Origin of the sequence: Salinarimonas rosea DSM 21201 (assembly GCF_000429045.1) — a bacterium.
Classification (GTDB): Bacteria; Pseudomonadota; Alphaproteobacteria; order Rhizobiales; family Beijerinckiaceae; genus Salinarimonas; species Salinarimonas rosea.
Genome location: NZ_AUBC01000006.1, coordinates 235,828 through 248,953, shown reverse-complemented (window position 1 = coordinate 248,953; position 13,126 = coordinate 235,828). Strand labels below are relative to the sequence as shown.

12 protein-coding genes are annotated in these 13,126 nt (G+C 72.9%); 7 read left to right on the top strand and 5 right to left on the bottom strand.

From position 1 onward, the window contains the following. Positions 1–27: 27 nt before the first annotated feature. Positions 28–558, top strand: coding sequence for a hypothetical protein (locus G407_RS0106375; RefSeq protein WP_029030143.1), 531 nt, complete (start codon positions 28–30; stop codon positions 556–558). Here the strand turns inward: G407_RS0106375 and G407_RS0106370 are convergent, their stop codons facing one another. After that, a complete protein-coding gene (locus tag G407_RS0106370; RefSeq protein ID WP_029030142.1) occupies positions 559–1,191 on the bottom strand; it encodes a MarC family protein in 633 nt (210 codons plus the stop codon). It lies immediately after the preceding gene. Positions 1,192–1,331: 140 nt separating this feature from the next. On the opposite strand from G407_RS0106370, the gene G407_RS30255 reads away from it, so the two are divergent. Next, positions 1,332–2,198, top strand: a complete 867-nt coding sequence (locus G407_RS30255) for a protein phosphatase 2C domain-containing protein (RefSeq protein WP_029030141.1) — start codon at positions 1,332–1,334, stop codon at positions 2,196–2,198. Here the strand turns inward: G407_RS30255 and G407_RS26105 are convergent. From G407_RS26105 to G407_RS26100, 3 genes are all read right to left on the bottom strand, one after another. Beyond that, complete coding sequence (locus tag G407_RS26105) at positions 2,138–3,592, bottom strand: sensor histidine kinase (protein WP_084327349.1); 1,455 nt, start codon at positions 3,590–3,592, stop codon at positions 2,138–2,140. The genes G407_RS30255 and G407_RS26105 overlap by 61 nt on opposite strands. After that, entirely contained in the window at positions 3,589–4,275 is a 687-nt protein-coding gene (locus G407_RS0106355; protein WP_029030140.1) for a response regulator transcription factor, read from the bottom strand. Before G407_RS0106355 ends, G407_RS26105 begins: the two co-directional genes overlap by 4 nt. A 286-nt stretch (positions 4,276–4,561) precedes the next feature. Continuing rightward, entirely contained in the window at positions 4,562–5,758 is a 1,197-nt protein-coding gene (locus tag G407_RS26100; RefSeq protein WP_052341039.1) for a trypsin-like peptidase domain-containing protein, read from the bottom strand. Positions 5,759–5,966: 208 nt separating this feature from the next. Here G407_RS26100 and G407_RS0106345 point away from each other — a divergent pair, with 208 nt between their 5' ends. From G407_RS0106345 to G407_RS0106325, 5 genes are all read left to right on the top strand, one after another. Then, a complete protein-coding gene (locus G407_RS0106345) occupies positions 5,967–6,434 on the top strand; it encodes a glycine zipper 2TM domain-containing protein (protein ID WP_029030139.1) in 468 nt (155 codons plus the stop codon). A gap of 142 nt (positions 6,435–6,576) precedes the next feature. Beyond that, a complete protein-coding gene (ccmI, locus tag G407_RS0106340) occupies positions 6,577–7,740 on the top strand; it encodes a c-type cytochrome biogenesis protein CcmI (protein WP_029030138.1) in 1,164 nt (387 codons plus the stop codon). Positions 7,741–7,769: 29 nt separating this feature from the next. Continuing rightward, positions 7,770–8,261, top strand: a complete 492-nt coding sequence (gene ccmE, locus G407_RS0106335) for a cytochrome c maturation protein CcmE (protein WP_029030137.1) — start codon at positions 7,770–7,772, stop codon at positions 8,259–8,261. A gap of 54 nt (positions 8,262–8,315) precedes the next feature. Beyond that, on the top strand, positions 8,316–10,337 hold the full coding sequence (locus G407_RS0106330) for a heme lyase CcmF/NrfE family subunit (protein WP_029030136.1): 2,022 nt from the start codon (positions 8,316–8,318) through the stop codon (positions 10,335–10,337). 5 nt (positions 10,338–10,342) lie between these two features. Next, positions 10,343–10,864: a cytochrome c-type biogenesis protein gene (locus G407_RS0106325; RefSeq protein ID WP_052341018.1), complete on the top strand. Its 522-nt coding sequence runs from the start codon at positions 10,343–10,345 to the stop codon at positions 10,862–10,864. Here G407_RS0106325 and G407_RS0106320 read toward each other — a convergent pair. Then, entirely contained in the window at positions 10,861–13,059 is a 2,199-nt protein-coding gene (locus G407_RS0106320; protein ID WP_169728763.1) for a PAS domain S-box protein, read from the bottom strand. The two genes, G407_RS0106325 and G407_RS0106320, sit on opposite strands and share 4 nt — an antisense overlap. Positions 13,060–13,126 lie beyond the last annotated feature (67 nt).

Here is a 13,126-nt window from a genome sequence, read left to right as displayed (position 1 = left end):
TTAACGGGTGCGTGGGCAGCCTGTGTCATGCGCACGCATCGGCCCATCCCGAGCCCCATCGCGGCGGCGCTCCTGGCGCCGGGGCTCTTCGCGTGCGCCCTCCTCGTCGCCGTTCTCCTCACGGCCCGCCCCGCCGAGGCCCGGCTCGACGAGCTGCCGGACCTGGTCCAGTCCCGCGCGACGGCCATGGTGGAGGCCTGCCGGGCCGCGGGCGGCAGGCCGGGCGACCCGATGATGGCGATCGAGCGCATCGACCTCACCGGCAACGGCCGCCCGGACGCGATCCTCGACCAGAACCGGTTCGACTGCCATGGCCGCCAGTCGATGCACTGCGCGCCCGCCGGCTGCGAGACGTTCGTCTTCGTCGATCGCCGCTGGATCGGCTGGAAGCAGATCCTCAGCGTGGTGGGCTCCTACTGCATCGAGTACGGCCAGCGCCCGCCGCGCTTCGTCACGATCCAGCGCAACCATTCCTTCGACGGCGGCTCGGAGATCCTGAACGTGCGCTACCGCTTCACGCGGGGCGTGTACTTCCAGGACGGGCGGGGCCGCTGCTGATCAGCCCGAAACGAGGCTCGTGATCCCGTCCACCGCGAACTGCACCGCGAGCGCGGCGAGGATGACGCCGAGAAGCCGCGTGAGCACGATGTTGCCGGTGACGCCGAGCAGCTTCGACACGCGCTCCGCGACGAGGAAGGCCAGGAAGCAGGTGGCGACGCAGACCGCGATGACGCCGACGAGCGCCGCCTGCATCGCGGGCTCGCCCGCCGCGCGGCCCGCGAGCAGGATCACCGCGGTGATGGCGCCGGGACCCGCCATCAGCGGGATCGCGAGCGGGAAGGCTGCGACGTTGCGCACGTGGTCGAGGGTGATCGCCGTCTGCGCCGTCTCGCGCTTGCGCTCCGAGCGCCCGCCGAAGATCATCTCGAAGGCGATGTAGAAGAGCAGGATCCCGCCGGCGATCCGGAAGGCCGGCAGCCCGACGCCGAGCGCCTGCAGCAGCAATTCCCCACCGAAGCCGAAGAACAGCAGGATGGCGAAGGCGATCAGGCAGGCGCGCACCGAGACGCCGCGGCGCTGCTCCCTGGTCATGCCGTCCGTCACCGACAGGAAGATCGGCGCCAACCCCGGCGGGTCGAGCGTGACGAGCAGCGTGACGAACGCGGCCCAGAGGAAGTCGGCGTCGAGCATCGTCGGTCTCGGGGAGGGAGGCGTGCGGAAACGAGCGAGCCCGTCCCGCTTAGCTCAAACGGCCGGGGCCGTCGACCGCCGCCGTGCGCCATGCCACACTCCGCCGGCGTCCGCCTCGACGCGCCCCCGGAGCCTCCACGATGCCCTTCGTCGTCCGCGACAGCCTCTCGCTTCCCGGCTCACCCGAGCGCCCGAACGAGGACGCCTGCGGTGCGGCGGGGGATTTCGCCTGGGCGATCGACGGAGCGATCCTGCCCGGCACCGAGCCGATCATGGACGCGCCTTCCGACGCCGCCTGGCTCGTCGCCTTCGCGAACGAGCGCTTCGCCGCGCTCGCGCCGAGGGCCCGGGACGCGGCCCGTCTCGTGCTCTCGGTGGTCGAGGAGGCCCGCGCGCGCTTCCTCGCGCGCGTCGAGGAGACCGGCCGCGCGGAGCGGATGGAGCGGCACACCTGGCCCGCCGCCGCGCTGACCCTCGCCCACGCGCGCCCGGGCGCCGTCGAGACGCTGACGCTCGCCGACACCATCGCCTACGTCCGCGACGCCGGCGGCGGCGTCTATACGCTCGGCGAGGCGCCGGGCCTGCGCCGGGCCGAGAGCGCGCACGCGGAGCGGCTCCTGCGCGAGACGGGCCTCGACATCGAGACGATGCGCAAGAGCCCGGCCTACCGCGCCGACGCCGAGCGCCGCAAGCGCGCGCAGGTCGCGGCCGCACCGGCGATCTTCGGCCTGCATCCGGACGCGGTGGCGCTGGCGGAGCGCGGGTCGGTCCGGCTCGACGGCACGGCGCAGGTGCTGCTCGCGACCGACGGCTTCTCCGCGCTCGTCGAGCTCTACGGCGCGGTCGACGTCGCAGGGTTGATGCAGCGGGCGTGCACCGAGGGGCTCGCCGCGCTCGGCGAGCAGCTGCGCACGATCGAGACCGAGATCGACCCCGCGGGGCGGCTCTACCCGCGCTTCAAGCGCTCGGACGACGCCACCGCCATCCTCGTCGAGGCGTCGTTCTGAGACGCGCCGCCGGCCGGCAGGACGAGAACGGCGCGCAGGCCCGGGGCGGCGTCCTCGAGCCGCAGCACGCCTCCGTGCAACCGCGCGACCGCCGCCACGAGCGAGAGGCCGAGCCCGAAGCCCGGGCGTGTGCGCGCCGTCTCCAGCCGCACGAAGCGCTCCAGCACCCGCGCGCGCTCCGCTTCCGGGATGCCGGGACCGCGGTCGCGCACGGCGATCGTCACCGTGTCGCCGTCGCGCGCGGCGGTGAGCGTCACCGGGGCGCCCGGCGCCCCTTCGCCCGCGTACTTGAGCGCGTTGTCGAGGAGGTTCGCGAGCGCCTGGCCGAGCAGCTCGCGCGAGCCTTCGAGCGGGAGCGTATCGGCGATGTCGGTCTCGAGCGTCACGCCCGCATCCTCCGCCACGGCCTCGTAGAGCTCGCCGACGCCGCGCGCGATCTCGGCGGCGTCGATCGGCGCGCGCATCTCGCGCGCGTTGCCGGCCTCGAGCCGCGCGATCATCAGGAGCGCGTCGAAGACGCGGATGAGGTCGTCGCTCTCCTCGATCGTGCGCTCCAGCGCCGCGCGCAGGGCCTCGGGCCCCTCGGCGGTGCGCAGCGCCTCGTCGGCCCGGGCGCGCAGGCGCGCCAGCGGGGACTTGAGGTCGTGCGCGATGTTGTCGGAGACCTGGCGCATGCCCTCCATCAGCTCGCCGATGCGCTCCAGCATGGCGTTGAGGCTCTCCGCCAGCCGGTCGAGCTCGTCGCCCGATCCGGAGACGCCGAGGCGCCCGGAGAGGTCGCCGGCCATGATCGTCTTCGTCGTCGCCGTCATCGCCTCGATGCGGCCGAGCACGCGCTTCGAGACCAGCCAGCCGCCGACGAAGCCGAGCACCACGAGCACGAGGACCGACCAGCCGAACGCGCCCCAGATCGCCTCGACGATGCGATCGCGCTCGCCCATGTCGCGCCCGACCAGCAGGCGAAAGCCACCGGGCAGCACGAACACCCGCACCAGCGCCCGGTGCACGGCGACGCCGCTCTCGTCCTCCGCGGTGAGACGCGCATACTCGATCGTGCGCTCGCCGGGGCTGTCGAGCGTGCCCGGCGAGACCGAGACGACGTTGCCGGTGATGCGCTGGCCCTGCGGCGTGGTGAACAGGTAGACGGAGGCGCCGGGCGCCTGCGCGCGGCGCTCCACCGCGCCCGCGAGGCGACGCAGCCCGCCGCGGCGCCAGGTCTGCTCGAGATCGGCGATCTCCGCCTCGATCGTCTCGACCATGCCCCGGGTCGTGATCCGCTCGGCGCTCCAGGCGACGTAGCCGAGCGCGAGCACGATCGAGAGCGCGAAGACCACGAGGTAGAACAGCGACAGCCGGAAGGCCGTCGTGGAGAGGATTTTCGTCAGCCCGCTCACTCGCCGGCTCCGCGCAGGCGGTAGCCCGCGCCGCGCACGGTCTGGATCAACGCCGTCTCGAAGCCCTTGTCGATCTTGGCGCGCAGCCGCGAGACGTGGACGTCGATGACGTTGGTCTGCGGGTCGAAATGGTAGTCCCAGACGTGCTCGAGCAGCATCGTGCGGGTGACGACCCGGCCGGCGTTGCGCATCAGGTACTCGAGCAGCCGGAACTCCCGCGGCTGCAACTCGATCTCGGTGCCGGCGCGGGTGACGCGCCGCGACAGCCGGTCGAGCTCGAGGTCCGCCACGGCGTAGCGCGTCGGCTCGGCGGCGGCGGGCGCCGCGCCGCGGCGCGCCAGCACCTCGACGCGGGCGAGGAGCTCCGAGAAGGCGTAGGGCTTGGGCAGGTAGTCGTCGCCCCCCGCGCGCAGGCCCTTCACCCGGTCGTCCACCTGGCCGAGCGCGGAGAGGATGAGCACCGGGGTCGCCACGCCCTGCTCGCGCAGGGAGCGGATCAGCGACAGCCCGTCGAGCTTGGGCAGCATGCGGTCGACGACGAGGATGTCGTAGTCCCCGCCCTCGGCGAGCGCATAGCCGTCGAGGCCGGTCTCGGCGTGATCGACCGCGTGCCCCGCCTCGCGCAGGCCCTTGGCGAGGTAGGCGGCGGCCTCGCGGTCGTCTTCGACGATGAGGATCTTCATGGTGAGCCACAGATAAGCGTGCACGCCGCCGATGCCAGCGGGCGCCGGGGGGGGCCGATCGAAGAACGATCGAGCCCGCCCGCCGCCCTCCCCACCCTCCGTCCTTCGGCCGTCGTCCTCCCCTGCGGGGAGGAGGCGGTCGGCGGCCCTCGAAGGCGTTCGGGACATCCCCGACCCCGCTTCCTCCCCGGAGGGGAGGAGTCCGTGCGAAGCACGGGCGGTGGGGCCGTCCGACGCTTCCGGCGAGCCGTAGCGGCCCCGCCAACGGCCGCGCCGGCGCGCGCGGTCACGTCCCCAGGCGGCCGATGCGCACGTCGAGACCGGCCTCGCGGCCCTTGCGGAAGATCGTGATCTCGACCCGCGTGCCGGGCGCGATCGCGGCGATGCGGCGGGTCAGGTCGCGGTGGTCGTCGACCGCCTCCCCGTCGACCGCGAGGATCACGTCGCCCGAGCGCAGCCCCGCGTCCGCGGCGGGCGTGTTCGGCTGCGGCTGGGCGATGAGCGCACCGCGCACGCGCCCGAGCCCGATCGCCTCCGCGATCTCCGGCGTCACCGCCTGGACCTGCACGCCGAGGAAGCCGCGGGTCACCGCCCCCTCGGCGCGCAGCTGCGTGGTCACGCTCTGCGCGACATGCGCGGGGATGGCGAAGGCGATGCCGACATTGCCGCCGGACGGCGAGAAGATCGCGGTGTTCACCCCCACGACCTGGCCGCGCAGGTTGAAGGTCGGGCCGCCGGAATTGCCGCGGTTGATCGGCGCGTCGATCTGCATGAACTCGTCGTAGGGGCCGGCCCCGATGTCGCGTGCCTCCGCCGAGACGATGCCCGCCGTCACCGTGCCGCCGAGCCCGAACGGGTTGCCGATCGCCACGACCCAGTCTCCGATGCGCGAGCGCTCCGGCGCGAACTCCACGTAGGGAAAGGTCTCCCCGTCGGCGTCCACCTCGACGACGGCGAGATCGGTGCGCGGGTCGGTGCCGACGACGCGGGCGTCGAAGGTGCGCCCGTCGTCCATCAGGACCTCGACCTCCACCGCGTTCTCGACGACGTGGTTGTTGGTGACGAGATAGCCGTCGGCGGAGACGAAGAAGCCCGAGCCCTGGGAGGCGGCGAAGCGCTCCGGCGGAGGCCCGCCGCGGCGCTGGCGCGGGTCGCCCTCGCCGAAGCGGCGGAAGAACTCGTAGAGCGGGTCGCCCGGCGCGAGGTCGGGCACGCTGCCGAAGCCCTCCGGCCCGCGCGTCGCGATCGCCTGTGCGCGGACCCGCACGGAGACGACGGCGGGGCGCACCCGCTCGACCACGTCGGCGAAGGAGGGCATGACGAGGGGCCGCTCGAGGGTGAGCGGCTCGGCCAGCGCCGGGGGCGGGGGCAGCATGCCGCCGCCGACGGCGCCGGCGCCGACCACGGCGGCGAGGGCGGCGGCGGCGAGGAGGCCGGCGCGCGGGCGCGCACCGCGGGTTCTGGACGTCCGGATCTCGCGCATCGTGACAAGCATCCCTTCACAGGTCTCGATCTTCGACCCTGGAAGATGGAGCAGCCGAGCTTGCGCGGCCATCACGCGCACATGACATTTTCGTAAGGCTGCGCGCACGATGGGACGAGATTCCGCACGCATTCACCGCCCGTTCATCTTGTTGCCGCTTTATCGGGCTCTGCAGTTCGGGATCAACGAAGCCAACGAGTCGAGCCCCATGAAGACCTCCAGCATCGCGCTCGCGGGCGCTCTCGCCGCGACCCTCTCCCTCGGCGCCTGCGCCGGCGCCGGCCCGAACCAGCAGGTCGGCGGCTTCTCCGGCGCGCTGATCGGCGGCATCGTCGGCTCGCAGATCGGCGGCGGCCCAGGCGAGCGCATCGCGGCCGGCCTCGCCGGCGCCGCGATCGGCGGGCTGATCGGCGGCCAGATCGGCGCCAATCTCGACGCCGCCGACCAGCAGCGTCTCTACGCGGCGCAGCGGCAGGCCTTCGCGGCCCCTCCCGGCCGGCCGGTGCGCTGGCAGGGCGACGACGCCTACGGCGAGGTGATCGCCTTCGAGCCGGTGCAGCGCAGCGGCCGCTATTGCCGCGAGTACCAGAACACGGTCTACATCGGCGGGCGCCCGCAGCAGGCCTACGGCACCGCCTGCCGCCAGCCGGACGGCTCGTGGGAGATCGTCGGCTGACGACGACCGCCCCGACAGACGGCACACTGCCTGGAGAAGGGGCTCTCGCAGCCCCTTTTTCGTGCGTATTTGCCCGTGCGTGACACCGTGTCGCCGAACGCTAGCATCGTTCCGCCACGGTCGACGCTGTACATTCTGGCCCATGACGATCTGGATCCTCTTCGCGCTCATGACGGGCGCCGCCGTGCTGGCGGTGCTCGTGCCCCTGTCGCGCCGCAAGGCGGCCGAGACGGCGGACGCCGCCGAGAGCGAGCGGCTGTTCTACGAGGACCAGATCGCCGAGATCGAGCGCGACCACGGGCGTGGCCTGATCACGGCCGAGGAGATGCGCGCGGCGAAGGCCGAGGCGGCCCGTCGGCTGATCCGCGCGACGTCGCAGGCCTCCGCACCGCAGGAGACGGTGGACGAGCCGGCGCTGCGCCGGCGCCGCGCGGCCTCCGCCGTGGCGCTCTCGTCCGTGCCGCTCCTCGCGCTCGCGGTCTACGGCGCCTACGGCTCGCCGCACCTGCCGGCGCAGCCGCTCTCGGCGCGGCTCGAGCAGACGATCGACCCGCGCAACCTCGACATCGCCGAGGCGGTGGCGCGCATCGAGACGCACCTCGCGCAGGACCCGGACGACGGGCGCGGCTGGGACGTGCTCGGCCCGGTCTACATGCGCCAGGGGCGCTTCGAGGACGCCGCGCGGGCCTGGGCCAATGCGCTGCGGCTCCTCGGCCCCGACCCCGCGCGCCTGGCGAACCTTGGCGAGGCCCTCGTCAACGCCGAGGGCGGCGTGGTGAAGGCCCGCGCCCGCGAGGCCTTCGAGCAGGCGCTCGGCCTCGACGAGAACCATCCCAAGGCGCGATTCTACCTCGCGCAGGCGGCGGAACAGGAGGGCGACGTCGCCGGCGCCCGCGCGGCCTACGAGGAGATCGTGCGCCGCTCGCCGCCCAACGCACCCTGGCTCGACGTCGTCGGCGAGCGCCTCGTCGCCGTGGGCGGCGCGCCGATCCAGCCGCGCGCGCCCTTCGCCACCGCTCCGGGCTCGGAAGCCGGCGCCGCGCTCGCGGCGCTGCCCGAGGAGGATCGCCTTGCGGCGATCGGCGGCATGGTGGAAGGCCTCGCCGCGCGCTTGAAGGAGGACGGCGGAAGCGCGGAGGAGTGGGTGCGGCTCTTGCGCTCCTACGCCGTGCTGGGTGATCGGGATCGCGCACAGGTCGCGCTCGCCGAGGCGCGCGAGGCGCTCGCGGGCGATCCCGCCGCCGTCGCCACGCTCGATGCGGCGGCCGCGGAGATGGGGCTCGGCGGGGCCGCGCCGAGGCAGTGAGGGAATCGGGCACCGGATTGGGGACGAGGATGACGAGGAAGCAACGCCGCCTCACGCTGATCGGTGCCGCCGGCGCGACGCTGGCGATCGCGCTCGGGCTCGTGCTGTGGGCGATGAGCGACACGATCGTGTTCTTCCGCGCGCCGTCCCAGGTCGTGAGCGAGGGCGTCGCGCCCGGCGTGCGCTTCCGGCTCGGGGGCCTCGTCGAGGCCGGCTCGGTCGAGCGCCACGGCGACCAGGTGACGACCTTCGCGGTCGGGGACGGCGGCGGGACGGTCACGGTGCGCTACCGCGGCCTCCTTCCCGATCTCTTCCGAGAGGGCCAGGGCGTCGTCACCGAGGGGCGTCTCGACGCCACGGGGCTGTTCGTCGCGGACACGGTTCTCGCGCGCCACGACGAGAACTACATGCCGCGCGAGGTCGCGGACGCGCTCAAGGAGAACGGCCTGTGGCAGCACGACGGCCCCGCGGTCCGGCCGGCGGCCGCCCGCGACCTGCCGATCACCACTCCCACGCAGTGACGGCCGCGAGGCCGTCGCCCGACCCGATCGCGAGATGATGAGGAACGCGCCGCGATGCTGATCGAAGCCGGACATTTCGCGCTCGCCCTGGCGCTCGGTCTCTCCGTCGTCCAGTTCCTGGTGCCGATCTGGGGGGCGCGGACGAACGACGCGACGCTGATGAGCGTGGGACCGCCCGCGGCGATCGGCGTCTTTGCGCTGATACTGTTCTCGTTCGGCGTCCTGTCCTTCGCCTACGCGACGTCGGACTTCTCGCTCGCGAACGTCGTGGCGAACTCGCACTCGCAGAAGCCCTTCGTCTACAAGCTCACCGGCGTGTGGGGGAACCACGAGGGCTCGATGCTCCTGTGGATCCTCATCCTGGCGCTGTTCGGCGCGCTGGTCGCGGTCGCCCGCAACGCCGTGCCGCCGAAGCTGCGCGCCAACACGATCGCGATGCAGGGGCTCGTCACCATCGCCTTCCTGCTGTTCCTGCTCATCACCTCGAACCCGTTCGAGCGCATCTCGCCGGCGCCGTTCGAGGGGCAGGACCTCAACCCGTTCCTGCAGGACCCCGGCCTCGCGATCCACCCGCCGCTCCTCTACATCGGCTATGTCGGCTTCTCGATCACCTTCGCCTTCGCCATGGCGGCGCTGATCGAGGGCAAGATCGACGCCGTCTGGGCCCGCGCCGTGCGGCCCTGGACGCTCACCGCCTGGGGCTTCCTGACGCTCGGCATCGCCATGGGCTCGTACTGGGCCTACTACGAGCTCGGCTGGGGCGGCTGGTGGTTCTGGGACCCGGTCGAGAACGCCTCGCTGATGCCCTGGCTCGCCGGCACGGCGCTGATCCACTCCACGGTCGTCATGGAGAAGCGCGACGCCCTCAAGGTCTGGACCATCCTGCTCGCGATCCTGACCTTCTCGCTTTCGCTGCTCGGCACCTTCCTCGTGCGCTCGGGCGTGCTGACCTCGGTCCACGCCTTCGCCGTCGATCCCGACCGCGGGCTGTTCATCTTGGGCATCCTCGTCTTCTTCATCGGCGGGTCGCTGGCGCTGTTCGCCTGGCGCGCGCCGATGCTCAAGCAGGGCGGCATCTTCGCGCCGGTGTCGCGGGAGGGTGCGCTCGTCCTCAACAACCTGTTCATCTCGACCGCCTGCGCGACGGTGTTCATCGGCACGCTCTACCCGCTGGCGCTCGAGTCGCTCACGGGGGCGAAGATCTCGGTCGGCGCGCCCTTCTTCAACGCGACCTTCCTGCCCATCGCCGTGCCGCTGCTGCTGCTGCTGCCCTTCGGCCAGGTCATCGCCTGGAAGCGCGGCGACGTGGCGGGGATCACGAGCCGGCTCTACGTCGCCGCGGGTCTCGCCATCCTGGCGACGGTCGCGGTCTATGCGGTGACGCTCGGGGGACCGGCCCTGGCGCCGCTCGGGATCGGGCTCGGCGTGTTCCTCGTGCTCGGCGCCTTCAACGAGGTCGCGACGCGGGCCTGGCAGAGCGGATCGGGCGGCGTCGCGCTGGCGGCGAAGCGCGCGCTCGGCCTGCCGCGCTCGACCTGGGGCACGGTGCTCGCCCATGCGGGCATGGGCGTCACGGTCGTCGGCGTCGCGGCGACCGCATGGTCGGTGGAGCGGATCGTCTCGATGAACCCCGGCGACGTGCAGACGATCGCCGGATACGAGGCGCGGCTCGAGGGCGTCTTCCCGCGCACGCTGCACAATTACAACGAGGACGTGGCGCGCTTCACGCTGCTCGACGACGGCCGCGAGGTCGCGCAGCTCGAAACGATGAAGCGCATCTATCCCGCCCGCGGCATGTCGACCACGGAGGCCGGCCTCGAGACCTTCGGCTTCAGCCAGGTCTACATCTCCTTCGGCGAGATCCAGCCGGACGGCTCGCTCGGCGTGCGGCTCTACTACAAGCCGTGGATCCTGCTCATCTGGATCGGCTCGGTGATCATGGCGCTCGGCGCCGCGCTCGCCCTGACCGACCGGCGCTACCGCGTCGGCGCGCCCGTGCGCGCCAAGGGCGGGCCACGCGGGAGCGGATCGTCGACCCGGCGCCCCGCCGCCACCTCAGCCGTTCCCGCGGAGTGAGGCCGATGCGGACCCGCACGAACGTCCTCGCGCGCCTCGGCGGCACCGCCCGCGCCTGTGTCGTTGCCTCGGCGCTGGCCCTGGTGGCGCTCGCCGGCCCCGCCGCGGCGCTGGGACCCGACGAGATCCTCGACGACCCCGCCCTCGAGGAGCGGGCCCGCGAGGTGTCGAAGGGCCTGCGCTGCCTGGTCTGCCAGAACCAGTCGATCGACGACTCCGACGCACCGCTCGCGCGCGACCTGCGGACGCTCGTGCGCGAACGCATCGAGGCGGGCGACACGAACGACGAGGTCGTCTCCTTCGTGGTCGACCGCTACGGCGACTTCGTGCTGCTGCGCCCGCCGTTGAACGCCTACACGATCGTGCTGTGGGTCGCCCCGACGCTGGTCCTGATCGCCGGCGCGGCCGGCCTCGTGCTGACGCTGCGCCGCCGCCGGCGCATCGCCGCCGGCGCGCCGACGGCCGCCGGGCTTTCGGCGGAGGAGGAGGCGGCGCTCGCGAGGATCCTGGAGCGGGAGAGAACCTAGCCCCGCCCCGTGCCCTCCGTCTCCGCCGCGACGCCACGCGTCAGGCTCGCGAGCGGGAAGACGAACGAGATGCGCGTCCCGTCGTCGCCGGAGACCACCCGCGGCTCTCCGCCGAGCGCGGCCGACAGCCGCTCCAGCAGCCGCGTGCCGAGCCCCTCGCGCGCCGCGGCGGGATCGTACCCCACGCCGTCGTCGCGGACGGAGAGGTGCAGCTCGGCGCCCTCCACCAGGGCGCGGATCGTCACCCGCCCGCCGTCGCGGCCGACGAAGGCGTACTTCAGGGCGTTCGTCGCGATCTCGTTGACGACCATGCAGACCGTCACCGCCTGGGAGGTGACGACCTCGACGTCGTCCGCCTCCAGGGTCAGCGCGATCCGCGGACCGGCCCCGGAGCGCAGCGCGACGCACATCTCGTGGAGCGCCTCGCGCAACGAGACCGTCTCCAGCTGGTCGGGATCGACCCGCAGGACGTCGTGGACGGCCGCGATCGTCATGAGGCGCTGGCGCGCGTCCTCGAGATGCGGCCGCGCATCGTCCGGTACCGCCTTCGCCTGCAGCGAAAGCAGGTTTCCCAGCAGCTGGAAATTGTTCTTCACGCGATGGTCGAGTTCCCGCAGCAGCGTGCGCTGCTGGTCGAGCAGCCGGTCGCGCTCGGCGACCGCGTCCGCCAGCTCGACCTCGAGCCGCTTCCTGTCGGTGACGTCGCGCCACACGGCGACGAAGCCGTCGCCCAGCTTCGCGGCGCTGACGTCGAAGGCGCGGATCAGCTTCCGGCCGGCGTAGGCGTCGGAATAGAAGACCGACTCCTTGCGCAGCGGCTCGCCCGTCTGCACGAGCGCGACGTAGGCGTCGAACAGGCCGCACCTGCGGTGTCCGGGAAGGATCTCGCACAGGCCGTTCCCGATCTGCGCCTCGCGCGTCATGGCGTTCGCAACGCAGGCGGCGTCGTTGACGTAGTCGACCCGGAAGTCGACGATCCGCCCGCTCTCGTCGCGCAGCGCGGTGTAGACGCCGAAGCAGTCGAGCATGCTCTCGACTGACGTGCGGAAGCGCTCCTTCTGCGCGGCGAGCTCCGCCTCCCGACGGGCGGCGTCGGTGACGTCGGTCGCGGCGCAGGCGACGCCCACGACCGCGCCCGTGCCGGGATCGACCCGCGGCTCGACGAAGAGATCGTAGACGCCCGAGTGGCCGTCGTGCGTACGGACCTCCACGATCTCGCGCACGGCCTCGCGCGAGGTCATCGCGCGGCGCTTGAGCGCGACGACGCGCGCCGCCGACGGCGCATCCATGAAGTCCGCATCCGTGCGCCCGACGAGGTCCTCCTGGGAGATCTCGAGGTGGGGGTTGAAGATCCACAGGTAACGCAGGCCCTCGTCCTGCTCGAACACGGTCGTCGGCGCATCGGCGAGGGCGACCCGGAAGCGCTCCTCGCTGCGCGCGAGCCGGCCCCCGACGCGGCGACGCTCCGTGACGTCGTGGAAGACGAGCACGGCCTGCTCGTCGGATGCCGCGTCGTCGGTGCGGGCGACGGACACCTCGGTCCACACCTCCCCACCGCCGCCGGCGAGCGGCGCCTCGAAGAGCGCCTCGCTCCGTGCGCCGGACGCGATCGCCTGGAGCGCGGCGCGCGCATCCTTTCCCGTCGCGCCGAAGAGGTCGTCGACCCGGTCCGGGAGCGGGCGCCCGAGGAGCCGCTCGAGCGCGGGATTGCCGAAGACGAGGCGCCCGTCCGCCCGCATCTTGGCGACGGCGACCGGGACGTGCTCGAAGCAGGCCCGAAACGACGGCTCCGCGTCGTCGCGCACCGCCTGCTGTGGCCGCTCGACGACGATCCCGACGAGCCTGTCAGCGCGTCCGTCCGCGTCGACGAGCACCCTCCCCGATGCAAGCAGGCGACGAACGCCGGCGCCGGTGCGCACGCGAAACTCGGTCGTGTAGGGGCCGGGCTCGCGGTGCAGGCGCTCGTCGTTCGCGATCCAGCGGGCGCGATCGTCCGGATGGACGCGCGCGCGCGCCGCCTCCACCGTGATCTCGCGCGACGGATCGAGGCCGTGGAGATCGGCGAAACGGCGGGTGCCCGTGAGGCGGCCGGTCACGAGGTCCTGCTCGAAAGCGGCCACGCCGAGCGTCGCCTCCAGGCCCTCCCAGGACGTCCAGCCCATCGCCTCGCTCGCCGGTCGGCTGTCCCGCGCCACTGCCGCTCCTCGTGCGTTCGTGGGAGCCGTCATGGTACAGGAAACAACTCGGGTCGCAATGCAGCGC

What these genes read in the sequence shown, in the direction of transcription:
- G407_RS0106370 (WP_029030142.1), bottom strand. Translation starts at nt 1,191, where the DNA reads ATGCTCGACGCCGACTTCCTCTGGGCCGCGTTCGTCACGCTGCTCGTC.
- ccmE (WP_029030137.1), top strand. Translation starts at nt 7,770, where the DNA reads ATGACGAGGAAGCAACGCCGCCTCACGCTGATCGGTGCCGCCGGCGCG.
- G407_RS30255 (WP_029030141.1), top strand. Translation starts at nt 1,332, where the DNA reads ATGCCCTTCGTCGTCCGCGACAGCCTCTCGCTTCCCGGCTCACCCGAG.
- ccmI (WP_029030138.1), top strand. Translation starts at nt 6,577, where the DNA reads ATGACGATCTGGATCCTCTTCGCGCTCATGACGGGCGCCGCCGTGCTG.
- G407_RS0106375 (WP_029030143.1), top strand. Translation starts at nt 28, where the DNA reads ATGCGCACGCATCGGCCCATCCCGAGCCCCATCGCGGCGGCGCTCCTG.
- G407_RS0106325 (WP_052341018.1), top strand. Translation starts at nt 10,343, where the DNA reads ATGCGGACCCGCACGAACGTCCTCGCGCGCCTCGGCGGCACCGCCCGC.
- G407_RS26100 (WP_052341039.1), bottom strand. Translation starts at nt 5,758, where the DNA reads ATGCGCGAGATCCGGACGTCCAGAACCCGCGGTGCGCGCCCGCGCGCC.
- G407_RS0106355 (WP_029030140.1), bottom strand. Translation starts at nt 4,275, where the DNA reads ATGAAGATCCTCATCGTCGAAGACGACCGCGAGGCCGCCGCCTACCTC.
- G407_RS0106345 (WP_029030139.1), top strand. Translation starts at nt 5,967, where the DNA reads ATGAAGACCTCCAGCATCGCGCTCGCGGGCGCTCTCGCCGCGACCCTC.
- G407_RS0106330 (WP_029030136.1), top strand. Translation starts at nt 8,316, where the DNA reads ATGCTGATCGAAGCCGGACATTTCGCGCTCGCCCTGGCGCTCGGTCTC.